The sequence below is a fragment of the Azospirillum fermentarium genome, assembly GCF_025961205.1.
GTDB classification, from domain to species: domain Bacteria; phylum Pseudomonadota; class Alphaproteobacteria; order Azospirillales; family Azospirillaceae; genus Azospirillum; species Azospirillum fermentarium.
This window is the reverse complement of the sequence record NZ_JAOQNH010000001.1, coordinates 1772758-1793879: the sequence shown is the minus strand read 5'-3', so window position 1 is coordinate 1793879 and position 21122 is coordinate 1772758. Positions and strand designations below refer to the sequence as shown.

Annotated in this window: 19 protein-coding genes; 12 read left to right on the top strand and 7 right to left on the bottom strand. The window is 68.9% G+C overall.

Annotation, left to right across the window (positions count from 1 at the left end; all coding sequences use genetic code 11):
• The first annotated feature begins 108 nt into the window (after positions 1-108).
• Together M2352_RS08580 and fliG are read left to right on the top strand one after the other, a co-directional pair.
• Positions 109-2568 (top strand): ligase-associated DNA damage response DEXH box helicase, encoded by a 2460-nt coding sequence (locus M2352_RS08580; RefSeq protein WP_264664078.1) that lies wholly within the window; start codon positions 109-111, stop codon positions 2566-2568.
• A gap of 137 nt (positions 2569-2705) precedes the next feature.
• Positions 2706-3728, top strand: a complete 1023-nt coding sequence (gene fliG, locus M2352_RS08575; protein WP_264664077.1) for a flagellar motor switch protein FliG — start codon at positions 2706-2708, stop codon at positions 3726-3728.
• 197 nt (positions 3729-3925) lie between these two features.
• On the opposite strand, the gene M2352_RS08570 is transcribed toward fliG, so the two are convergent.
• The gene (locus tag M2352_RS08570) at positions 3926-4312 is read right to left on the bottom strand and encodes a 2Fe-2S iron-sulfur cluster-binding protein (RefSeq protein WP_264664076.1); all 387 of its coding nucleotides are present in this window, start codon (positions 4310-4312) and stop codon (positions 3926-3928) included.
• 114 nt (positions 4313-4426) lie between these two features.
• Between M2352_RS08570 and pdeM the strand changes: the two genes are divergently transcribed.
• The 4 genes from pdeM to M2352_RS08550 all read left to right on the top strand — a co-directional run bounded on the left by pdeM (position 4427) and on the right by M2352_RS08550 (position 9534).
• A complete protein-coding gene (gene pdeM / locus M2352_RS08565) occupies positions 4427-5131 on the top strand; it encodes a ligase-associated DNA damage response endonuclease PdeM (RefSeq protein ID WP_264664075.1) in 705 nt (234 codons plus the stop codon).
• 88 nt (positions 5132-5219) lie between these two features.
• Positions 5220-8303: a transglycosylase domain-containing protein gene (locus M2352_RS08560; RefSeq protein WP_264664074.1), complete on the top strand. Its 3084-nt coding sequence runs from the start codon at positions 5220-5222 to the stop codon at positions 8301-8303.
• An 85-nt stretch (positions 8304-8388) separates the two neighbouring features.
• The gene (locus tag M2352_RS08555; RefSeq protein WP_264664073.1) at positions 8389-8760 is read left to right on the top strand and encodes a DUF2946 family protein; all 372 of its coding nucleotides are present in this window, start codon (positions 8389-8391) and stop codon (positions 8758-8760) included.
• A gap of 279 nt (positions 8761-9039) precedes the next feature.
• Entirely contained in the window at positions 9040-9534 is a 495-nt protein-coding gene (locus tag M2352_RS08550; RefSeq protein ID WP_264664072.1) for a copper chaperone PCu(A)C, read from the top strand.
• Positions 9535-9613: 79 nt separating this feature from the next.
• Here the strand turns inward: M2352_RS08550 and M2352_RS08545 are convergent, their stop codons facing one another.
• The 4 genes from M2352_RS08545 to M2352_RS08530 all read right to left on the bottom strand — a co-directional run bounded on the left by M2352_RS08545 (position 9614) and on the right by M2352_RS08530 (position 15801).
• On the bottom strand, positions 9614-13078 hold the full coding sequence (locus M2352_RS08545; RefSeq protein ID WP_264664071.1) for a chromosome segregation SMC family protein: 3465 nt from the start codon (positions 13076-13078) through the stop codon (positions 9614-9616).
• Positions 13079-13125: 47 nt separating this feature from the next.
• The gene (locus M2352_RS08540) at positions 13126-13743 is read right to left on the bottom strand and encodes a DsbA family protein (RefSeq protein WP_264664070.1); all 618 of its coding nucleotides are present in this window, start codon (positions 13741-13743) and stop codon (positions 13126-13128) included.
• A 74-nt stretch (positions 13744-13817) separates the two neighbouring features.
• A complete protein-coding gene (locus M2352_RS08535; protein ID WP_264664069.1) occupies positions 13818-14285 on the bottom strand; it encodes a DUF721 domain-containing protein in 468 nt (155 codons plus the stop codon).
• Between the two features lie 496 nt (positions 14286-14781).
• Positions 14782-15801: a zinc-binding alcohol dehydrogenase family protein gene (locus M2352_RS08530; protein ID WP_264664068.1), complete on the bottom strand. Its 1020-nt coding sequence runs from the start codon at positions 15799-15801 to the stop codon at positions 14782-14784.
• Positions 15802-15932: 131 nt separating this feature from the next.
• Between M2352_RS08530 and M2352_RS08525 the strand changes: the two genes are divergently transcribed.
• Both M2352_RS08525 and M2352_RS08520 read left to right on the top strand, forming a co-directional pair.
• On the top strand, positions 15933-16343 hold the full coding sequence (locus M2352_RS08525) for a winged helix-turn-helix transcriptional regulator (RefSeq protein WP_264664067.1): 411 nt from the start codon (positions 15933-15935) through the stop codon (positions 16341-16343).
• 79 nt (positions 16344-16422) lie between these two features.
• Entirely contained in the window at positions 16423-16653 is a 231-nt protein-coding gene (locus M2352_RS08520; protein ID WP_264664066.1) for an FmdB family zinc ribbon protein, read from the top strand.
• A 58-nt stretch (positions 16654-16711) separates the two neighbouring features.
• On the opposite strand, the gene M2352_RS08515 is transcribed toward M2352_RS08520, so the two are convergent.
• A complete protein-coding gene (locus M2352_RS08515; protein ID WP_264664065.1) occupies positions 16712-17164 on the bottom strand; it encodes a bacteriohemerythrin in 453 nt (150 codons plus the stop codon).
• Between the two features lie 111 nt (positions 17165-17275).
• Complete coding sequence (locus tag M2352_RS08510) at positions 17276-18223, bottom strand: alpha/beta hydrolase (protein ID WP_264664064.1); 948 nt, start codon at positions 18221-18223, stop codon at positions 17276-17278.
• 471 nt (positions 18224-18694) lie between these two features.
• On the opposite strand from M2352_RS08510, the gene M2352_RS08505 reads away from it, so the two are divergent.
• The 4 genes from M2352_RS08505 (at position 18695) to M2352_RS08490 (ending at position 21021) form a co-directional block, all read left to right on the top strand.
• The gene (locus tag M2352_RS08505; RefSeq protein ID WP_264664063.1) at positions 18695-19144 is read left to right on the top strand and encodes a MaoC family dehydratase; all 450 of its coding nucleotides are present in this window, start codon (positions 18695-18697) and stop codon (positions 19142-19144) included.
• A 151-nt stretch (positions 19145-19295) separates the two neighbouring features.
• Positions 19296-20261, top strand: a complete 966-nt coding sequence (locus tag M2352_RS08500; protein WP_264664062.1) for a bifunctional riboflavin kinase/FAD synthetase — start codon at positions 19296-19298, stop codon at positions 20259-20261.
• Between the two features lie 53 nt (positions 20262-20314).
• Positions 20315-20797 carry a DUF29 domain-containing protein gene (locus M2352_RS08495; RefSeq protein ID WP_264664061.1) on the top strand — a complete coding sequence of 161 codons (483 nt, stop codon included), beginning with the start codon at positions 20315-20317 and terminating at the stop codon, positions 20795-20797.
• 38 nt (positions 20798-20835) lie between these two features.
• A complete protein-coding gene (locus tag M2352_RS08490; RefSeq protein ID WP_264664060.1) occupies positions 20836-21021 on the top strand; it encodes a hypothetical protein in 186 nt (61 codons plus the stop codon).
• Positions 21022-21122: the final 101 nt, after the last annotated feature.

Here is a 21122-nt window from a genome sequence, read left to right as displayed (position 1 = left end):
TCTCCTCAGGATGCCACCCCCGACCAGCCACAACGATAGCGCGACAATCAGTGACATGAACAGCTCTGAAACACGTAAGGTGAGGGTGTACCCCTTCCGAATAGCATCATGACGCTGATCCCCCCCAACATCCTCGGCTGGTTCCGCACCCGCGGGTGGGAGCCGCACGCCCATCAGATCGCCATGGTCCAGGCCGCCGCCGACGGCGCCAGCAGCCTGCTCATCGCCCCCACCGGCGGCGGCAAGACGCTGGCGGGATTTCTCGCCACCCTGATCGAGTTGTCGGAGCGGCCCCGCGACGGGCTGCACACCCTCTACATCTCGCCCCTGAAGGCGCTGGCGGTGGACGTCCAGCGCAATCTGGAGATCCCGGCGGCGGAAATGCGCCTGCCCATCCGCGCCGAGACCCGCACCGGCGACACGCCGGAGGCCAAGCGGCGGCGCCAGCGCGCCCACCCGCCGCACATCCTGATGACCACGCCGGAAAGCCTGGCGCTGCTGCTGTCGTACCCCGACGCGGGCGACATCTTCCGCCCCTTGCGCGCCGTGATCGTGGATGAACTGCACGCGCTGGCCGGCACCAAGCGCGGCGACCTGCTGGCGCTGGGGCTGGCGCGGCTGGGGCGGCTGGCCCCGGCGGCCCGGCGGGTGGGGCTGTCGGCCACGGTGGCGGAGCCGGCGCACCTGCTGGCGTGGCTGTCGCGCACCGGCCATGCGGACGGGGGCGATGTGCGGCTGATCCAGGGCCGGGCCGGGGCCGAGCCGCGGGTGGACATCCTCGACACCCGCGAACGGCTGCCGTGGGCCGGGCACATGGCCATGCACGCCCTGAAGGAAGTCTACGAGGAAATCCGCCGCCACCGCACGGTGCTGGTCTTCGTCAACACCCGCGCCCAGGCCGAACTGGTCTTCCAGGCCCTGTGGCGGATCAACGACGACACCCTGCCCATCGCCCTGCACCACGGCTCGCTGGCCCCGGAACAGCGGCGCAAGGTGGAGGCGGCCATGGCGCGGGGCGATCTGCGCGCGGTGGTCGCCACATCCTCGCTGGACATGGGCATCGACTGGGCGTCGGTGGATCTGGTGGTGCAGATGGGGGCGCCGAAGGGGGCGAGCCGGCTGGTCCAGCGCATCGGGCGGGCCAACCACCGCCTGGACGACCCCAGCCGCGCCCTGCTGGTTCCCGGCAACCGCTTCGAGGTGCTGGAATGCCGGGCGGCGGCGGACGCGGTGCGTGACCACACGCTGGACGGCGACCCGCCGCGGCCCGGCGGGCTGGACGTGCTGGCCCAGCACATTCTGGGCATGGGCTGCGCCACCCCCTTCGACGCCGACGGCCTGTATGAGGAGGTGGTGAGCGCCGCCCCCTACGCCGGCCTGCCCCGCGACGATTTCGACGACGTGCTGGATTTCGTGGCGACCGGCGGCTACGCCCTGGGCAGCTACGACCGGTTCCGCCGGCTGGCGCAGCGCGAGGATGGGCGGTGGGCGGTGGCGTCGGTGCAGGTCACGCGGCAATACCGCCTGAACGCCGGCACCATCGTGCAGGAACCCATGCTGCGCGTGCGCCTGAACCGCGGCCCGGTGCTGGGGGAGGTGGAGGAGTATTTCATCCAGGGCCTGACGCCCGGCGACACCTTCGCCTTTGCCGGCCAGATCGTCACCTTCGTCGGCGTGCGGGAGATGGAGGCGGTGGTGTCCAAGGGCGGCAGCGGCGACCCGGCGGTGCCGGTCTATGCCGGCGGGCGGCTGCCGCTGTCCACCCATCTGGCGGAGCGGGTGCGCGGTCTGCTGGCCGACCCCGCCGCGTGGGACGGGCTGCCCGAGGCGGTGCGGGAATGGCTGCGGCTCCAGCGCTGGCGGTCGGTGCTGCCGGGACGCGACGGGCTGCTGGTGGAAACCTTCCCCCACCGGGGCAAGCGCTTTCTGGTGGCCTATGCCTTCGAGGGGCGCAACGCCCACCAGACGCTGGGGATGCTGCTGACCCGGCGGATGGAGCGCCTGGGCGCCGGGCCGCTGGGCTTCGTCGCCACCGATTACGTGCTGGCGGTGTGGAGCCTGCGCACCCCTCCCGACATGGACGCGCTGTTCGACCAGGACATGCTGGGCGACGATCTGGAGGAATGGATGGACGAATCCTCCATGCTCCGCCGCACCTTCCGCAACGTGGCGCTGATCACGGGCGTCATCGACCGCCGCCATCCGGGGCAGGAGAAGACCGGGCGGCAGGTGACCTTTTCCTCCGACCTGATCTACGACGTGCTGCGGCGGCACGATCCGGGGCATGTGCTGCTGCGGGCCACGCGGGCCGATGCGGCGGGCGGGCTGACCGACGTGCGGCGCCTGAGCGATTTCCTGGCCCGCGTGCGGGGGCGGATCGTGACCAAGGATCTCGACCGCATCTCGCCGCTGGCCGTGCCGGTGATCCTGGAGATCGGGCGGGAACGGGTGGCGGGCAGCGCCACCGACGAGCTTCTGGAGCAGGCCGCCGCCGAGCTGGTGGCCGAGGCGATGCCGGAACTGGCCCCTCCATCTCCGAAAGAACAGCAAAGGCGGCTGGACCTCTAGCCACCCGCCCCACACATATTTCCCATTGGTATCGGGCGGGGCATGGACGGGCGGACCCGTTTTCGCAATAATCCATGCCCGCCGGGCGGTCATGGGCAAGGCCCGCCGCCGGCTGTCGTTCTGTTGGAGGTTGGGGCATGGCGCTCAAAGTGCGCGAGGATTACCGCACCCTTACGGGGCCTGAGAAAGCGGCGATCATGATGCTGGCACTGGGCGAAGAGCATTCGTCGAAGCTCTTTTCCATGATGGACGACGAAGAGATCAAGGAACTGTCCCAGGTGATGGCCAACCTGGGCACGGTGTCGGCCAACCTGATCGAACGCCTGTTCGTGGAATTCGCCGAACAGATGTCGGCCACCGGCTCTTTAGTCGGTACCTTCGACAGCACCGAACGGCTGCTGCTGAAGACGCTGCCCAAGGACAAGGTCGATTCCATAATGGAAGAGATCCGCGGTCCCGCCGGCCGCACCATGTGGGACAAGCTGGGCAACGTGAACGAAACGGTGCTCGCCAACTACCTGAAGAACGAATACCCGCAGACCGTGGCGGTGGTGCTGTCCAAGATCCGCTCCGAACACGCGGGCCGTGTGCTGTCGCTGCTGCCGGAAAGCTTCGCCATGGAAGTCATCATGCGCATGCTGCGCATGGAGGCGGTGCAGAAGGAAGTGCTGGACGACGTGGAACGCACGCTGCGCACCGAATTCATGACCAACCTGGCCCGCACCAGCCGGCGCGACAGCCACGAACTGCTGGCGGAAATCTTCAACAACCTGGACCGCACCACCGAGCACCGCTTCATGGCGGCGCTGGAGGAACGCAACCGCGACAGCGCCGAACGCATCAAGGCGCTGATGTTCACGTTCGAGGATCTGTCCAAGCTGGACCCGTCGGGCGTGCAGGCGCTGATGCGCGTGGTGGACAAGACCAAGCTGGGCACCGCGCTGAAGGGGGCGTCGGAAACGCTGAAGGATCTGTTCTTCTCCAACATGTCCGAACGCGCGGCCAAGATCCTGCGCGAAGACATGGCGGCCATGGGGCCGGTGCGCGTGCGCGACGTGGACGAGGCGCAGATGTACATGGTCCAGCTTGCCAAGGATCTCGCCGCCCGCGGCGAAATCGTCATCGCCGAAGGCAGCGGCGAGAACGACCTCATTTATTAGAGTCCTTCAGGTGCTTATTGAAGCACCTGAAGGACTCTAAGCTTTTGGCTTTCCCGTGTGATTCACGCTTCAAACGATTCCGTTTGAACCGATCACACTCTAAGAACACCCGGTTTCCCCCTTTCCCCGGGGGGAGAGGGGGCAAAACCCGTACAAAAGCCCCTCCCCCCGCACAGGTACGGCGGGAGGGGCGTGCATCACTTGCGCAGGTCGATCTCGACGCCGGGTTCGCCGGTGAACTGCACCAGGATGTTTTCGTCACGCACGATGTACTGGCACGCCAGACGGTAGGGCGGCGGGCGGTGGTCGTTTTCCGCCGCCTGGAGCCGGTCCTTGTTCAGCTTGCCGTTCACCGACAGCGTGACCTTTTCCTTTTCGGTCAGGTCCACGGCCAGCGGCGCCTTGTTGGTATCCAGGTTGGTGACCTTCACCAGACACGAGCCGCAGGCCCCGTCCTGGCACTGGAACGGAATGGCAATCTCGTGCTTCTTGGCAAGGCTGAGCAGGGTGCCGGTATCGCCGGCCACGGCGTACACGGTGATGTCCTTGCTGAGCGTGGGACCGGAGAAAGTGACGTTCGCCATGAGGGACGCTCCTTACGTCGGATGGATGTCATCGCGGGGTCATGGCGCCGCGGGTGCGGTGCCATGGGGAAACTCAACTGCCACAGAATTGTTTGCCACACAATCAGTATGGTTATGACAGCAATCAGTGCCCCCACGACAGACTCCTCGCCCGTGCGCTTTTGCGGCACCGCTCTTCTGGCCGATCCGGCCGGGGCGCTGGTGTGGGCCGATGCCGGGGTTCTGGCGGTGGCCGACCTGCACCTGGAAAAGGGATCGGCCTTTGCCGGGCGCGGGCGCTTCCTGCCCCCCTATGACACCCGCGCCACGCTGGACCGGCTGGCCGAGGCCATCCAGCGGCATCAGCCGGCCCGCGTGCTGTGCCTGGGCGACAGCTTCCACGACCGCACCGCGGCGGACCGGCTGGACCGTGACGACCGGCAGCGGCTGGCGGCCCTGACCGCGGCGGTGGACTGGGTGTGGATCACCGGGAACCACGACCCCGACCCGCCCGCGGGGCTGGGCGGGCGGGCGGTGGCGGAGGAGCGCATCGGCCCGCTGGTGTTCCGCCACGAGTCCCATGACGGCGCGTCGGGGGAGGTGTCGGGCCACCTGCACCCCGCCGCCACCCTGCGCCTGCCGGGCCGCACGGTGCGGGAGCGCTGCTTTGCGGTGGGGGCGGAGCGGATGCTGCTTCCGGCCTTCGGCGCCTATGCCGGCGGGCTGAACGTGTTCGATCCCGCGTGCCGCGCCGTGCTGGGGCCGGTGTTCGAGGTGCATCTGATCGCCCGCGGGCGGGTCCACCGCTTCCCCTCCTCCCGGCTCGCGCCCGGACGGTAGGCGCGGGGCCGTGATTACACCTCTTGTTAACGAACCATAAACTATGGTCTGACAGCCACAGCGCGCGTGAGGGGGGAAGCGAACGGTCATGGCGTTCAGCCGGTTGCGGCGGGTTGTCGTCGTCGTCTCGCTCCTGTTCGGGCTGGGGCTGCTCGCCTATGCGGGCGAGGCGGAGATGCGCACGTCCCGGCTTCAGGCGCGGCTGCTGTCGCTGCTGACCGCGCACATGGACTTTTCGCTGCGCGACGGCCCCAACCCCGATTTCCGCACCCCCGGCCACGGCCCCTATGACGAGCGGCTGGGCTATGCCTTCCTGCCCGAGATGCTGACGGCCCTGACCCGCAGCGGCCCGGCGGGCGAACGGCTCTACACCGTCGAGCGTCAGGCGGTGCTGAGCCCGGTTCTGGACGCCTATGTGGCGCTGGGCGGTTTTCCCCCGTACGAGGAAAAGACCACCGGCGGGCTGCTGGTGCGCGGGCGCACGGGCGAGGCGCTGTTCTCGTCCCGTTATCCGGCGCGCACCTTCGACGGGTTCGATTCGGTGCCGCCGCTGGTGGCCGACACGCTGCTGTTCATCGAGAACCGCGAGTTGCTGGACGCGGACGAGCCGCGCACCAACCCGGCGGTGGAATGGGACCGTTTCGCCGCCGCCGTGCTGACCCAGCCGCTCAAGCACATCGTGCCCGGCGTGCGGTCGGCGGGCGGGTCCACCCTGGCGACCCAGATCGAAAAATACCGCCATTCCCCCGACGGGCTGACCGACAGCGCGCCGGAAAAGCTGCGCCAGATGATTTCGGCCAGCGTCCGCGCCTATCGGGACGGGGAGGACACCACGGGTGCGCGCCGCCGCATCCTGGTGGATTACCTGAATTCCACCCCGCTGGCCGCCCGCGCCGGCTTCGGGGAGATCAATGGCCTGGGCGACGGGCTGTGGGCGTGGTTCGGCACCGATTTCGCCGCCGCCATGGCCGCCCTTTCCTCCACCCCCACGGATGACCATGGGCTGAAGGTCAAGGCACTGGCCTACAAGCAGATCCTGAGCCTGCTGCTGGCCCAGCGCCGCCCGGCGTTCTATCTGATGACCGATCCGGGGGCGCTGAACCGGCTGGCCGATTCCCACCTGCGCCTGCTGGCGGCGGAGGGGGTGATCGGGCCGGACCTGCGCGACGCCGCCTTGGCGCTGCCCCTGGCCCTGACGCCGGAAATCCCCGCCACCGAATCCGCCAGCTTCATCGAGCAGAAGGCGCCCAACGCCATCCGCGCCCGCCTCCTGTCCATGCTGGGGGTGACCAACCTCTACCAGCTCGACCGCCTGGACCTGACCGTGGACACCACGCTCGACAACGGCGCCCAGCAGCGGGTGGTGGAGGTGCTGGGCAAGCTGAACGACCCCGCCGTGGCGCAGGAACTGGGCCTGACCGGCGAGCGGCTGCTGAACGTCCGCGGCGACGATTTGTCGAAGATCATCTACAGCTTCACCCTGTACGAGCGCGGCACCGACGCCAACCTGCTGCGGGTGCAGGCCGACAATCTGGACCAGCCGCTGGATATCAACGAGGGGGCCAAGCTCGACCTCGGCTCCACCGCCAAGCTGCGCACGCTCATCACCTATCTGGAGATCGTCAGCGAACTGCATGGGCGCTACGCCCACCTGCCCCGCCCCCTGCTGGCCGAGGTGGAGGACGAGGCCAGCGACCCCCTGACCCGCTGGGCGGCGCAATGGCTGACCACCGCCCCCGACCGCGGGCTGCCGGCCATGCTGGCGGCGGCCATGGACCGGCGCTATTCCGCCAGCCCGTGGGAAACCTTCTTCACCGGCGGCGGGCAGCACACCTTCGTCAACTTCAACCCCCAGGACAACGGGCGGATCATGACGCTGACGGAGGCGCTGCGGAACTCCGTCAACCTGCCCTTCATCCGGCTCATGCGCGACGTGGTGCAGTTCATCATGGCCGACGGCGGCGACGACACCGCCGAGATCCTGCATAACCCCAGCCACCCGGCCCGCCAAGCCTATCTGGAGCGGTTCGCCGACAAGGAGGGGACGGAGTTCCTCACCCGCTTCTACAACGATTACCGCAAGCGCACGCCCGACGATGCGCTGGCCCGCATCGCCAGCCGGTCCCGCCCGGTGCCGCACCGGCTGGCCACCATCTTCCGCAGCGTGCGCCCCGAGGCCGGGGTGGCGGAATTCAGCGCCTTCATGCGCAGCCGGCTGCCGGCGGCGTCCTTGAGCGACGGCGACCTTGCCGGCCTGTACAGCAAGTACGGCCCCGGACGCTTCAATCTGAACGATCTGGGCTACATCGCCCGCCTGCACCCGCTGGAACTGTGGGTGGCGGCCTATCTGCAAAAGCACCCCGCCGCCACGCGGGCCGAGGTGCTGGCCGCGTCGTCGGACTCGCGCCAGGAAAGCTACCGCTGGCTGTTCAAGAAGGGGGCCGCCGTCCAGAACACCCGCATCCGCATCGAGATGGAGCAGGAGGCGTTCCGCCGCATCACCGCGGCGTGGCAGAAGCTGGGCTATCCTTTCGAAACCCTGGTCCCGTCGTACGCGACGGCCATCGGCAGTTCCGCCGACCGCCCCGCCGCCCTGGCCGAGTTGATGGGCATCATCCTCAACGACGGGCTGCGGGTGCCGACGGTGCGGGTGCGCGCGCTGCATTTCGCCGCCGGCACGCCTTATGAAACCGTGGTCGGGCTGGGGCCGCTGGACAGCCGCCGGGTGCTGTCGCCGGAGATCTGCGCCACCGTGCGCCGGGCGCTGACCGACGTGGTGCAGAACGGCACCGCGCGCCGGGTGTGGGGCAGCTTCAAGGACGCCCAGGGGCAGCCGCTGCCCATGGGCGGCAAGACCGGCACCGGCGACCAGCGCTTCGACCGCTTCGGCCCCGGCGGGGTGCTGCTGGAATCCCGCGCGGTGGCCCGCACCGCAACCTTCGTCTTCTACATCGGCGACCGCTTCTTCGGCACCATGACCGCCTTCGTTCAAGGCGCCGAGGCCGACAATTTCCATTTCACCAGCGCCCTGCCCGCCCAGTTGCTGAAAAGCCTGGCCCCGGCGCTGGAGCCGCTGGTCACCCCGCCCCCCGCCGTCCCGTCCGCCCCCGCGCCCGCCCCTGCCCCTGCCCGTGTGGGCGAAGAGGCGGCCCGCCCCGCCGCGGAACTGTGAACCCCCTTGGCGGCGCATACGAACCTGCGGTAGGCTGATGTCCTTCACACCGGCGAAGGCATCGGCCCCCGTGTTCTCCCGTCCCATGACCCAGCGCGTTCGCCGCTTCGGCCTTCTGGCCGGGGCGCTGGCGTTCCTGTGTCAGGTGATGGCCTGGACCCTGATGATGCCCGCAGCCTCGGCCCAGGCCGGGTTGGTGCCCATCTGCACCGCCGAGGGGCTGATCCTGGCCGCGGTTGACGGCAACGGCGCCAAAAAGCCCGACGGCGGCACCGTCTCCGCCATGGCCTGTCCGCTGTGCCCGCTGGTCGCCGGCATGGCGCCGCCGCCGGCCCCACCCGCCGAACCCCTGCCCGCCGGCATCGGGCGCCACACACCCGTGGCTCTGCCCGGTGCGTTCGTCGCAGCCGGCTGGTTCCTGTCCAGCGTCCAGGCGCGGGCACCACCGGTGGCCTGAACGGACATCCGCGTTTTTCTCTTCGACGTCACAGGTGCGTGTGTTCCCGGCCGCTTTTGAGGAAGAGCGGCCGGACCGGAACACCGTCCGGGTTGCGTCATGGGGCCGGGTGTCCGTCTTCCCCCCATGATCCCGGCTCTCCCGCGGCTGCGCGGCCCGGCCGGGCAAACCAAGCCTCCTCCACGCCGGGAGTCCGCCCACGCGGATCTGCAAGCGGAAAGGATGGCAGGCCGCACCCCGCATACCCCCTTCGAGATTTTGTCACACGGAGATCGTCCCATGATCCGCACCGTCGGTGCCGCCCTGGTGGGCGCCCTGGTCACCCTGTCCGCCCCCGTCTTCGCCCACGAATACAACCAGGGTCCGGTCCACATCGGCCATCCGTGGGCGCGGGCCACCGCCCCCTCGGCCCCCACCGCCGCCGCCTATCTGAGCCTCAGCACCACCGGCCCTGCCGACACCCTGGTGTCCGCCGCCACCCCCGCGGCGAAGAAGGCGGAGTTGCACACCCACCTGCACGAAAACGGCGTCATGAAGATGCGGCCCGTGGACGACATCCCCGTCGTCCCCGGCACCCCCACCAAGCTGGAACCGGGCGGGCTGCACATCATGCTGTTCGGTCTGGAAAAGCCGCTGGCCGCGGGATCGAGCTTCCCGCTCACCCTGACCTTCAAGCAGGCGGGCACCATCACCGTGGATGTGAAGGTGGAGGCCGCCGGGGCCGGCGGGGAGCCCCAGGGGCACCAGCACGGCGGGGAGCACAAGGCCCAGTGACGATGTCATGACGAAGGGGGCCGCCGGCCCCCTTCGGACTTCCCCGGCCAAGGGCCGGCGGCCCTTGGAACCCGTCCGGTCAGGCGGCGCCGCGCAATTCCACGGCGCGGCCCAGGTCCACGCTGACCAGTTGCGACACACCGCGTTCGGCCATGGTTACGCCGAACAGCCGGTCAACGCGGGCCATGGTCAGGCGGTGGTGGGTGATGATGAGGAACCGCGTGCGGCCCTCCCGCGCGATCTCGTCCACAAGGTCGCAGAAACGGTTGACGTTCGCCTCGTCCAGCGGCGCGTCCACCTCGTCCAGCACGCAGATGGGCGCGGGGTTGGAACGGAACACCGCGAACAGCAGCGACAGCGCCGTCAGCGCCTGTTCACCGCCCGACAAAAGCGACAGGATCTGCAGCTTCTTGCCCGGCGGGCTGGCGTAGATCTCCAGGCCGGCGTTCAGCGGGTCTTCGGCGTTCACCAGTTCCAGATGCGCCTTGCCGCCGCCGAACAGGCGGGTGAACATCTCCTGGAACTGCAGGTTCACATTGTCGAACGCCGCGGTCAGCCGCTCCCGTGCTTCCCGGTTCAGGCTGGCGATGCCCTGGCGCAGGCGGGCGATGGCGCTGATGAGATCCTCGCGCTCGCCGCGCAGGGACTCCACCTGCGCTTCCATCTCCTGCAGCTCGATCTCGGCGCGCAGGTTGACCGGCCCCAGCGCATCGCGGTCGCGGTTCAGCTTTTCCAGCCTCTGTTCCATCACCGCCACGTCCGGCAGCGGGTCGCCGTCGGCCAGTTCCGCCAGGGTGCGGGTCTGGTCGGGCGTGCATTCCAGCCGTTCGGCGATGCGTTCGGTCAGGGTGCGGATCGCCTGAAGCGCGGCCAGCACCGCGGCGTCGGCCCGTGCGCGAGCCTCGCGGGCATCGGCCAGCACCTCTTCCGCCGTGCGCCACGCCTCGTCGGCGGTGGCCAGCACCTCCTCATCCGCCGCCAGCGCCGCCGCGGCGGCGGCACGGGCGCGCTCGGCGTCGGCGATGCGGTCCTGAAGCTCCAGCCGCTCCTCGTGGATTTCCAGCGGGCGGGCGGCCAGGGTTTCCAGCTCCTCTTCCGCCGCGGCGGCGCGCTCGCGCAACTCCTCCACCCGGCCCCCGGCGCCGTTGGAGCGGTTGAGCCACGAGTTCTTTTCCTCGGCAATCGCCGTCAGCCGCTGCCGCCGGCTGGCGGCGTCACGGGTCAGCCGGTCCAGCGCGTTCTGCTTGGCCGCCAACTCCACCCGCCGTTCGGCCAGGGTGGCGCGCAGCGCGTTCACCTCGTCCCGCCCGCCGTGGGTGTCGGGCAGAGCCTCCAGCATCTCCTGTGCTTCGGAAAGCTGGGTTTCCACCTCCCGCCGGTCGCCGGCCAGGGAGTCGATCCCCTCCACCAGCGCGTTCAGGCGGGTAATGGCGGCATCGGCCTCGCGGGCCAAACGGGTGTAACGGTCGCGGGCCTGATTGAGCGCGGAGAAGGCCTCGCGCACCGCATCACGGGCGCGGCGGTCGCGGGCGGTGGCCTCTTCCGCCGCCAGACGCACGGAATCCAGCGCGTCGCGCGCCGCCTCCACCGCCTCCTCGGCGGCGTCCAGTTCCTCGCGCACTTCGGCCAGACGGTTGCGCTGCTGCAGGCGGATGGCGGCGGCGGTGGGGGCGCCGGCCTGCACCGTCAGCCCATCCCAACGCCACGCCCCGCCGTCGCGGCTGACCAGGCTCTGCCCCGGCAGCAGGGACGGCGCCAGCGCCGCCCCGGCGGCGGCGTCCGTCACCACACCGATGTGCGCCAACCCGCGGGCCAGCGCCGCCGGCCCCTGCACCACCGCCGACAAGGGGGCCACCCCCGCCGGCAGCGGCGCCACGGCGGCGAGCGGCGGCAATTCCCGCCAATGGATGGGGGCCGCCGCGTCCAGCGGGGCGGTCAGCGGGTCGCCGAAGGCGGCGGCCAGCGCCCCTTCGTACCCCGGCGCCACCGTCACCGCGTCGATCAAGGGCGGGAACAGGTCGCTGGAGCCACCGGCCCGCAGCAGGTCGGCCAGCGCCTTTTCCTCGGCCTTCAGCTTGGTGCGGGCAGCCTCCGCCGTGTGGACCGCATCGCGCGCCCGCGACAGGGCGGGATCGGCATCGGCCTTGGCCCGTTCCGCCGCCTCCGCCGCTTCGCGCGCGGTGTCCAGGCGGCCTTCGGCCAGTTCCACCGCCATGTCCGCCTCGGCCAGATCGGTGCGGGCGGCGATCTCCTGTTCCAGCACGGCGCGCTGGGTCTGTTGCTCGCCGATGCGCCGGGTCAGGACGGCCACGCGGTTTTCCAGATCGGCCACCTGCCGGACCAGGGCGTTGCGCCGTGCCTCGTCGGCGGCCACCTGCTCGGTCAGGCGGGCCAGCGCCCGGTCGTGTTCGTCCACCGCCTCGCGCGCCTGGGCCAGCGCCTCACCGGCGGCCTCCTCCAGCATCTCCTCGTCGTCCTGCTCGGCGCGGAGATGGTCCATCTCGGCGTCCAGCCGGGCCAGCGCCTGATCGGCATCCGCCGCCAGCGCCTGTTCGCGGCCCAGGTCGCCGGCAATCTGCTGCAGCCGCTGCTGGAGCGCGCGGCGCTGTTCGGTGACGCGCTTTTCCTCGGCGTCCAACTGTTCGCGGGCGATGACCAGCCGCTGGAGCGCCGCCGCTGCCGCCGCCTCGTCCTGGCGCCGCTGGGGCAGGCCCGCCGCGGCGGTTTCCCGTTCGGTTTCCCGCTGTTTGACGGCCAGCAGCAGGGTGCGCACCTGCCCCTCGGTCTGGGCGAAGGCCTGGCGGGCGCGGGCCTCCTCCTCCTGGGCTTCCAGCCAGCGGCGATACCACAGCGCCGCTTCGGTCTTGCGGATCTGGGTGGACAGGCTGTGATAACGGGCCACCTGTTTGGCCTGCTTGCGCAGGCTGACGAGCTGGGTGTCCATGGCGCCGATCACATCGTCCAGACGGACGAGGTTGGCTTCCGCCGCCTTCAGGCGCAATTCCGCCTCGTGCCGGCGGGAATGCAGACCGGTGATGCCCGCCGCCTCTTCCAGCAGCACCCGGCGTTCCTGGGGCTTGGCGTTGATGATCTGTCCCACCTTCCCCTGGCTGACCAGGGCGGGGGACGACGCGCCCGATGCGTTGTCGGCGAACAGCAACTGCACGTCGCGGGCGCGCACCAGCTTGCCGTTGATGCGGTAGTCGGAGCCGGAGCCGCGCTCGATCCGCCGGGAAATCTCCAGCTCGTCCGCCTCGTTGAAGCCGGCGGGGGCGGTGCGGCCGCGGTTGTCCACGGCCAGCGACACCTCCGCCAGATTGCGGGCCGGGCGGTTGGACGTGCCGCCGAAGATCACGTCGTCCATGTCGCCGCCGCGCATGCGCTTGGCCGAGGTTTCCCCCATGACCCAGCGCAGCGCTTCGACCAGATTGGACTTGCCGCAGCCGTTGGGACCGACGATGCCGGTCATGCCCGGCTCGATCACCAGTTCGGTGCCATCGACGAACGATTTGAAGCCCGACAGCTTCAGACGGGTGAAGATCACCGCCGGACTCCCGCAGTGCTGCTCATGAACACGAGGCTACAGAATGCTTATTTGGCGGCGTCGATGGCCTTGGCGAAGGCGGCGAACGGCTGGGCACCGCTGATCTTTTCCTTGCCGTTGATGACGAAGGTCGGGGTGGCCTCCACCTTGTCCTTGACCGAGCCGTCGATCTGGATCTGCAGGATGCCGTCGGTCAGCTCCTTCGACGCCCAGCAGGCGTCAACCGCCGCTTCGGGCACGCCGGCCAGCGCACCGATCTGCTTCAGCGCCTTGGCGGGGTCGGCGGCGCGGCTCCACACGTTCTGCTGCTTGAACAGCACGTCCAGCAGCGGGTAATAGCGCTCCTTCGGCGCGCAGCGGGCCAGGGCCGACGCCTTCAGCGCCCACTGGTCGAAGGGAAAGTCGCGGAAGATCAGCTTGGCCTTGCCGGTGTCCAGATACTCTTTCTTGATCTGCGGCAGGGTGGTGTTGTGGAACTCGGCGCAGTGGGGGCAGGTCAGCGACGAATAGTCGATGATGGTCACCGGCGCGTCCGGGTTGCCCAGCACGCGGTCGGCCAGGGCGGCGGGCACGTCGATGGCCTGCGCACGCGCGGTGGCGGACACACCCGCACCGGCGACGGCGCACAGCAGGGCGGCGGCAAGAGTCTTCATAAATCGACGCACGGGAAAGCCTCCGGCTACAAGATCTGGGGGTGGGTTATAGGGGGACCGGCACACGGCGGCAAGAGCGGTTCCGGTCAGCGCCGGACACGCCCCATCACCGCCCGCCCGAACCGTTCAAGGGTTTCACGCAAGTCAGGGTCGTCCACCGACGCCAGCGTGGCGGACAGCCGGTCCTCCTGTTCCGCCGACAGCGGCTTGACCACCGGGGGGCGCGGCCCCGTGGGCGGCACCAGAACCCCGGCCACCAGCCGCAGCCGCGCCACGGCGCGGTAGCCGAAGAAGCTGTTGATCCGTTCCAGGATCTGCGGTTCCAGGTGCTGCAGCTCCAGCGCGATGGCACCGGCGGCCCGCAGGTGCAGCGTCGCATCCTCCCGCTGGCCGCGGGGAAAGATCAGCTTTTCCGGCTGGGTGCGGCTGGCCAATTGCTGGCCGACGATGCTGGGCCATTCAGTGATCAGCGCCCCGAACGCCAGCCCCCGCTTGCCCAGCACCTTTCCCGCCACCTGCGGCACGGTCTGGCTGAGAAGGCGGGGTCCGGCCATGGGCTGTCACGCTCGGCAAGGGTCATGCAATAAACGGGTGCGGCGGGGAGTCTAGCCCACCATCCGTTCCCTGCCAATCCACCTTCGCATGAAGCTTTTGTCATACGGGGGACGACATCTGCACGGGCCGGCGTGATGTTGATGAAGCGCCCGATTTTCACCACCATGCCAAGCAGCCGCCTTCATAGTGCAGCGAGAAAACGAGTGCCGTGACCCATGGTCGCGCACTGGTGGCACTGGGCGAACACGATTGAATGCGTTTGGATGGGGGCGCAGACGGGGTGACGGGCTGGCCGTCACCCCCGCTGCATTCACGGAGGGCACGAGGATGCGAGAAATCCTCACTCTCCTGATCTTGCTGCTGAAGGTGATCAGGGCGGGCCTTGATCTTCTGAGCCGCTAAGATCGGGCTGGGAGGACGGGGGGGCAACCCCGTCCTCCTCAGGCCCAAAGATAAGCCCGCGCGCCCCGTTTGTCCACCCGGCGGCGCCGGTTCTTACCGCTCGAAACCTTCCAGCACCACTTTGCCGCGCGACCGCCCGCTTTCGATGAAGGCGTGGGCGCGCTTCAGGTTGGCGGCGGTGATGGAGCCGAAGGTCTCGTTCAGGGTGGTGCGCAGCAGACCGTCGTCCACCAGCCGGGATACCTCCGCCAGCAGCCGGTGCTGGGCGATCATGTCCGGGGTCTGGAACAGCGGACGGGTGAACATGAACTCCCAATGGACCGAGGCGCTCTTGCGCTTCAGCGGCACGATGTCCAGGCTGCCGGGGTCATCGATCAGCGCCAGCCGGCCCTGGGGCGCCAGCGCCTCCACGATGGCGGGGTAATGCTGGGCGGTGCCGGTCAGGCTGGCCACCAGCTCCACCTGGGGAATGCCGATACGGGCCAGTTCCTCGTTCAACGGGCGGCTGTGGTCGATGACGTGGTGGGCGCCCAGGCTATGGCACCACTCCGCCGTCTCGGGCCGCGAGGCGGTGGCGATGACGGTCAGCCCGGTCAGCCGCCGGGCCAACTGAATCAGGATCGACCCCACCCCGCCGGCCCCGCCGACCACCAGCAGGCAACCCGCCGCCGCCGGCTTGCCCGGCGCCACGCCCAGCCGGTCGAACAGCATCTCCCACGCGGTGATGGCGGTCAGCGGCAGGGCCGCGGCCTCGGCGAACGACAGGCTGGCGGGTTTCGGCCCGGCGATGCGTTCATCCACCAGATGGAATTCCGCGTTGGTGCCGGGGCGGTTCAGCACGCCGGCATAGAACACCGCGTCTCCCGGCTGGAACAGTGTGACGGCGCCGCCCACCGCCTCCACCACCCCGGCGGCATCGAAGCCCAGGATGCGGGTTTCCCCCTCCGCCGGGGCGGCGTTGGCGCGCAGCTTCACATCCACGGGGTTGACCGACACCGCCGTGACCGCCACGCGCAGGTCATGAGCGCCGGGTTCGGGCATGGGGGCTTCGAAATCCACCAGCGAATCCGCGGCGGTGATGGGCAGGCAGGAACGGTAACCGACGGCTTTCATGGCCGGACACTCCCCTTCGAAAAACCGGATGCACCCGGTATGGGGCAAAGATGTCTGTTCCCACCGTTTGCGTAAATACGGCATAATTGGGCCGGTAGTTCCCATTTTGATACTGTGGACGGTGTTCGCTTATGAAAAAGCGCCGCTACGAATGCGCCCCCGGCTGCCCGGTGGAGGCCACGCTGGATCTGATCGACGGCAAGTGGAAGGGCATCATCCTGTTCCACCTGCTGGACGGCACCCTGCGCTTCAACGAGCTGATGCGGCGGCTGAACGCCGTCACCCAGCGGATGCTGACAAAGCAGTTGCGCGAGCTTGAGGAAGCGGGGCTGATCCTGCGCACCGTCTATCCCCAGGTGCCGCCCAAGGTGGAGTATTCCCTGACGCCGGAGGGGGAAAGCCTGCGGCCCGTGCTGATGGCGCTCTACGCCTGGGGGGTGGAGCGCATGGCCCGGCTGAACCAGACCGAGCGGCCCATGCCGGGCACGCCCGGTGCCGGGCCGGCCTGTGTGGAATCGGCGCAGACGCTGGCGGCGGAGTGATCATCCGTTTCAGGATTTTCCGCAGTGCGGAAAGATGGTATGTTTCCCTCGACCGAATGATCCCCGACGGGTGAGACGAATGCCGCTCTATTCCTACCGCTGCCAAGGCTGCGACAACACGTTCGAAGCGCTGGTGCGCAGCTCCGACGTTCCCGCCTGCCCGTCCTGCGGCAGCGAAACCCTGGAAAAGCTGGTGTCCCTGCCGGCGCCGGAGGGCAAGTCCAAGGCCATCATCCAGGCCGGGCGCGCCGCCGCCGCCAAGGAGGGACACTTCAGCAACTACAGCAAGGCCGAACGCTCCAAGCTGTGACGCCGGCATAAGACAAGGGTGCCGCCCGCGGGCGGCACCCTTCCCCGGACCATCCCCGTTACGCCGCCGCCCCGCGGTCGCGCAGGAAGGCGCCCAGCTTTTTGTCCACGCCCAGGATGTGGCCGGACAGCCAGCTTCCCAGCATCCCCAGCACATAGGCGCCCTGCTCGCCCCCGGCGTCGAGGGCGTTGTTGATGTCGTAGATTTCGCGGACGAAGGTGTCGTGCAGCGCCTTGTGGCGTTCGTAATCGGGATAGCCGTGCTCGCGCATCAGCTTTTCTTCCCGGTCGAAATGGGTGTCGCAGTATTTCAGCAGTTCGACGAGAACCGTTTCGATATCGCCGTCGCCGCGGTTCTCGTTCACCGCGGTGACGAATTCGTTGAACAGTTCGAACAGGCGGCGGTGGTCGCCGTCGATGCCGTCGTGCCCCACGCCGTAATCATCGTCCCACGCGACGGTGTTCCAACGCGGTTCGGCAGCAGCCTTCATGGTGCGGGTTTGAGTCAGCATTTCCACCCTTTCGCCGCGGGTGCGGCTTGTTGATCGGCGGCCGCAATAGCCGCACTTTTATTATGGTTTTATACCGCCGATCATCAGAACCCGAACAGGTGGCAAAACGTCCTATTCCGCCACACAGCCGGTCACCCGCACCGGAAACCGCTGATCGAGAAAGGCGCCGATGTCGGTCCACACGCGGGCGCGGATGGCGTCGGTCTCCATCAGCACCTCGTGCCGGGCGTCGGGATAGCGGCGCACGGTGGCGTGGGGGAAGCGGCGGGCCACCGCCTCCACCGCCGGGGCCATCACCACCCGGTCGTTGGGGGCGTTGAGGAACAGAACCGGCGTTCGCACCCGCTCCAGCGGCAGCGTGTGCAAGACCGCCCGCTCGGCACGGAAGGCGGCGTCGAGCCAACCGAAGCTGACCCCGCCCACCCGCAACTCCGCCCGGTCACGGAAAGCGTCGTGGAACAGGGCGTAGCGCCGCGGGTCGCCGGTGATGGGATTGTCGGGGTCGAACACGCCCTTGCGCGGATCGTAATCCCCCTGCCCCGGCCCATAGCGTTCGGACAGGCCCAGCGCGCGGGCCCCGGCAACCAGCCCGCGCGCCAGGCACCGGGGCAGCGGCCCCAGATGAACCGCACACATGGGCGCCGACAGCACGGCGGCGGCGTAGAGATCCGGCTCCGCCGCCATGTGCAGCACCGCCACGAGCCCGCCCATGGAATGGGCCATCACCACCAGCGGCGCGCCCGCCGCCGCCGGGCGCGCCACCCGCTCCACGAACAGGGCCAGATCGTCGCGCAGCACCGTGAAATCCCGCAGGTGATGGATCTGCCGGTTGGGCAGCGGGCGGCCCGACAGCCCCTGGTTCCGCCAGTCCATCTGCACCACGCGGAAACCGCGGGTCCGCAGTTCGCCCGCCGTCTCGCGGTATTTTTCGATGAACTCGGCCCGCCCGGTCAGCAGCACCACCGTGGCCCGCACCGGCCCCGCCGGACCGTCCCACACCGCGGTGCGCAGGACCGTACCGTCCGCGGCGGTGATGCTGCCGTAACAAGGATCGCTCACCCCCGCCCCCTGCCCTCTCATTCCCAGGATCACCGAAGCATGGCAGCGCCCCGGCCCGGCGGCAACAGCGGGTGCCGGGAAAACCCCACACCGAGTCGTCCTACTGCCCCCGCAGGCGCGGTACGCTGGTCCTGTAGATTTCGCATTGCAGGACAGGCCATCAAAATAGAAAGGTAATCTTATCAAGGCACAAGCGAAACATTTTGTCACATTTTAATGATTCGGCCATCCCACCGCCATAAAAAGGTCATGGATTCTGTCCGATTCACAAGAATCCGGTTTCTCCACGCCATGGTTATTGCCACCATCGCGCCGCGGTGCATATACCGCAACGCGGCATCTTTCGCGCCGCAGCGCGATTATACACCGGCGTATGGACGCATTCTTATCCGTGCGGTCCAACACCGGCCGATTATCGCGCGACCAGGACATTCAGCGCCCACCACAGCAGCGCCACCACAGGAGCCGGGTATGGACGACGTTCGTAAGCCTTCGCAGGAATTCAACGGCTACTTCATCGAGGATCTGTCGGTCGGCATGACCGCGGTGTTCGCCAAGACCGTCACCGAGGCGGACATCGTGCTGTTCGCCGGCATCTCGGGCGACACCAACCCGGTCCACCTGAACGAGGAATACGCCAGCACCACCATGTTCAAGGGCCGCATCGCCCACGGCATGCTCAGCGCCGGCTTCATTTCCGCCCTGCTGGGCACCAAGCTGCCGGGGCCGGGCTGCATCTACATGTCGCAGAACCTGAAGTTCAAGGCGCCGGTACGGGCCGGCGACACCGTGGTCGCCCGCGGGACCGTGACCGACGTGAACGCGGCCAAGCGGCGCGTGACCATCCAGACCACCTGCACCGTCGGCGACACCGTGGTGCTGGACGGCGAGGCGCTGCTGATGGTGCCCACCCGCGGGTGAAACCGCCGGCAAATCCGTTGAATCCGCTGACGACCCGAAGCCGGCGCGTTTACCCCGCGCCGGCTTCGGTCTATATAACCCCGGACGCGCGGTATGACCGCCGGCCCTTCCGCCGGCGGGACGGACGCGCAATCAAGGGGCGAGACGAGCTGTGCGACTGTTCCGACATACCGACGATCTACCCGCCGACGCCCGTGGCGCCGTGATGGCGCTGGGCAATTTCGACGGTGTGCATCGCGGTCATCAGGCGGTGATCGGCGAGGCGCAGCGCATCGCACGCTCCTTCAGCGTGCCCGCCGGGGTGGTGACGTTCGAACCGCACCCCCGCCGGGTGTTCCGCCCCGACGAGCCGCCGTTCCGCCTGTCGCCCTTCCGCGTCAAGGCGCGCAAGCTGGAATCGCTGGGTCTGGACCTGCTGGTGGTCTGTCATTTCGACGGCGGCTTCCAGCACAAGACCGCCGACGCCTTCGTGCGCGAGGATCTGATGGGCGGGCTTGCCATCCGCCACGCGGTGTGCGGCAGCGATTTCCTGTTCGGGCACCGGCGGGGGGGCGACGTGGCCCTGCTGACCCGCCTGGGCGATGAGCTGGGCTTCGGCGTCACCGCCGTCGGCCCGGTGGCCGATCCCGAGGGGGGCGTCTATTCCTCCACCCGCGTGCGCGATGCGCTGCTGGCCGGCCGGGCGCGCGATGCCGCCCACATCCTGGGCACGCCGTGGGAGATCGAGGGGCGGGTGGAGCATGGCGACAAGCTGGGCCGCACCATCGGCTTTCCCACCGCCAACATCGAACTGGGCGAATACCTGCGCCCGGCCTTCGGCGTCTATGCCGTGCGCGCCGGGGTGGACGCCGGGGCCGCCACCGTCTGGCACGACGGGGTGGCCAACCTGGGCCGCCGCCCCACCGTCGGCGGGCTGACGGAGCGGCTGGAGGTGCATCTGTTCGATTTCGCGGGCGACCTCTATGGCCGTCACCTGCGGGTGCAGTTCGTGGAGCACCTGCGCGGCGAACGGAAGTTCGACGGGTTGGACGCGCTGAAGGCCCAGATCGCACGCGACGGCGAGGCCGCGCGGGTGGCGCTGTCCGTCCCCTTCGCGTTGCCCACCACCACGTTGTAAGAGGAACAACCACCCGTTATCTTGGAACGCAGGTTGGAAGGGAGGATCGGCCCATGCCCGACGGCGTACTCTACGACACCGATTTCCTGGCCTGGACCGAGCAGCAGGCCGCCGCCCTGCGCCGCATGGCGGCAGCGCGGGCCAACACCGAGCTTGACCTGCACCATCTGGCGGAGCTTCTCGACGACATGGGAGCCAGCGAACGGCGGGCGTTGGAAAGCGACCTTGCCTGCATCATCGAGCATCTGCTGAAGCTGGAACATTCGCCGGCAGAGGCTCCACGGCGGAAATGGCGTGCCAGCGTGGCCGAACACCGCGGGCGCGTTGCCGCGGCGCTGGAGGACAGTCCCAGCCTGCGCCGCCGGGTGTCGGAGCTGTTGCCACGCGCCTGGGACCGTGGCCGGTTCCAGGCGGCCGGTTCGTTGCAGGATTACGACAGCGTCGATCCCGACACCCTGCCCGAGCATTGTCCCTACACCCTGGACGATTTGCTGGACCGGACGATGCTGCCCCCCAACCGCCACGGGCTGGCCTGACCCATCCCCCCCGCCACCGACACGGAACCGAAAGCGCCATGGACAGTATCGAACGGGTGATCCTGCTGGTGTTCCTGCTGGGCCGCGGCGGACCGACCACCATCGATTTCGACACCATGGCCCAGTGTCAGGCCGCCCTGCCCCAGATCGCCGATGTCTACAACGACATGACGGGGGTGGAGGTGCGGGCGCGCTGCGTGTCCCTGCGCCTGCCGCGCCGCTGATCCCTGCACGAGTGCCGTTGCCAAGCGGCGGCGGGGTGTTTACACAAAGACCGTTTTGCACCACGGGCGCCGTGCCGGTGGCCTGACGCCCTATTGGACCG

Excerpts from the sequence above, each read along its gene's own strand:
- M2352_RS08580 (WP_264664078.1), top strand. The coding sequence starts at position 109 with ATGACGCTGATCCCCCCCAACATCCTCGGCTGGTTCCGCACCCGCGGG.
- M2352_RS08550 (WP_264664072.1), top strand. The coding sequence starts at position 9,040 with ATGATCCGCACCGTCGGTGCCGCCCTGGTGGGCGCCCTGGTCACCCTG.
- M2352_RS08515 (WP_264664065.1), bottom strand. The coding sequence starts at position 17,164 with ATGCTGACTCAAACCCGCACCATGAAGGCTGCTGCCGAACCGCGTTGG.
- M2352_RS08505 (WP_264664063.1), top strand. The coding sequence starts at position 18,695 with ATGGACGACGTTCGTAAGCCTTCGCAGGAATTCAACGGCTACTTCATC.
- M2352_RS08555 (WP_264664073.1), top strand. The coding sequence starts at position 8,389 with ATGACCCAGCGCGTTCGCCGCTTCGGCCTTCTGGCCGGGGCGCTGGCG.
- M2352_RS08560 (WP_264664074.1), top strand. The coding sequence starts at position 5,220 with ATGGCGTTCAGCCGGTTGCGGCGGGTTGTCGTCGTCGTCTCGCTCCTG.
- M2352_RS08535 (WP_264664069.1), bottom strand. The coding sequence starts at position 14,285 with ATGGCCGGACCCCGCCTTCTCAGCCAGACCGTGCCGCAGGTGGCGGGA.
- pdeM (WP_264664075.1), top strand. The coding sequence starts at position 4,427 with ATGACAGCAATCAGTGCCCCCACGACAGACTCCTCGCCCGTGCGCTTT.
- M2352_RS08525 (WP_264664067.1), top strand. The coding sequence starts at position 15,933 with ATGAAAAAGCGCCGCTACGAATGCGCCCCCGGCTGCCCGGTGGAGGCC.
- M2352_RS08490 (WP_264664060.1), top strand. The coding sequence starts at position 20,836 with ATGGACAGTATCGAACGGGTGATCCTGCTGGTGTTCCTGCTGGGCCGC.
- M2352_RS08520 (WP_264664066.1), top strand. The coding sequence starts at position 16,423 with ATGCCGCTCTATTCCTACCGCTGCCAAGGCTGCGACAACACGTTCGAA.
- M2352_RS08570 (WP_264664076.1), bottom strand. The coding sequence starts at position 4,312 with ATGGCGAACGTCACTTTCTCCGGTCCCACGCTCAGCAAGGACATCACC.
- M2352_RS08530 (WP_264664068.1), bottom strand. The coding sequence starts at position 15,801 with ATGAAAGCCGTCGGTTACCGTTCCTGCCTGCCCATCACCGCCGCGGAT.
- fliG (WP_264664077.1), top strand. The coding sequence starts at position 2,706 with ATGGCGCTCAAAGTGCGCGAGGATTACCGCACCCTTACGGGGCCTGAG.
- M2352_RS08495 (WP_264664061.1), top strand. The coding sequence starts at position 20,315 with ATGCCCGACGGCGTACTCTACGACACCGATTTCCTGGCCTGGACCGAG.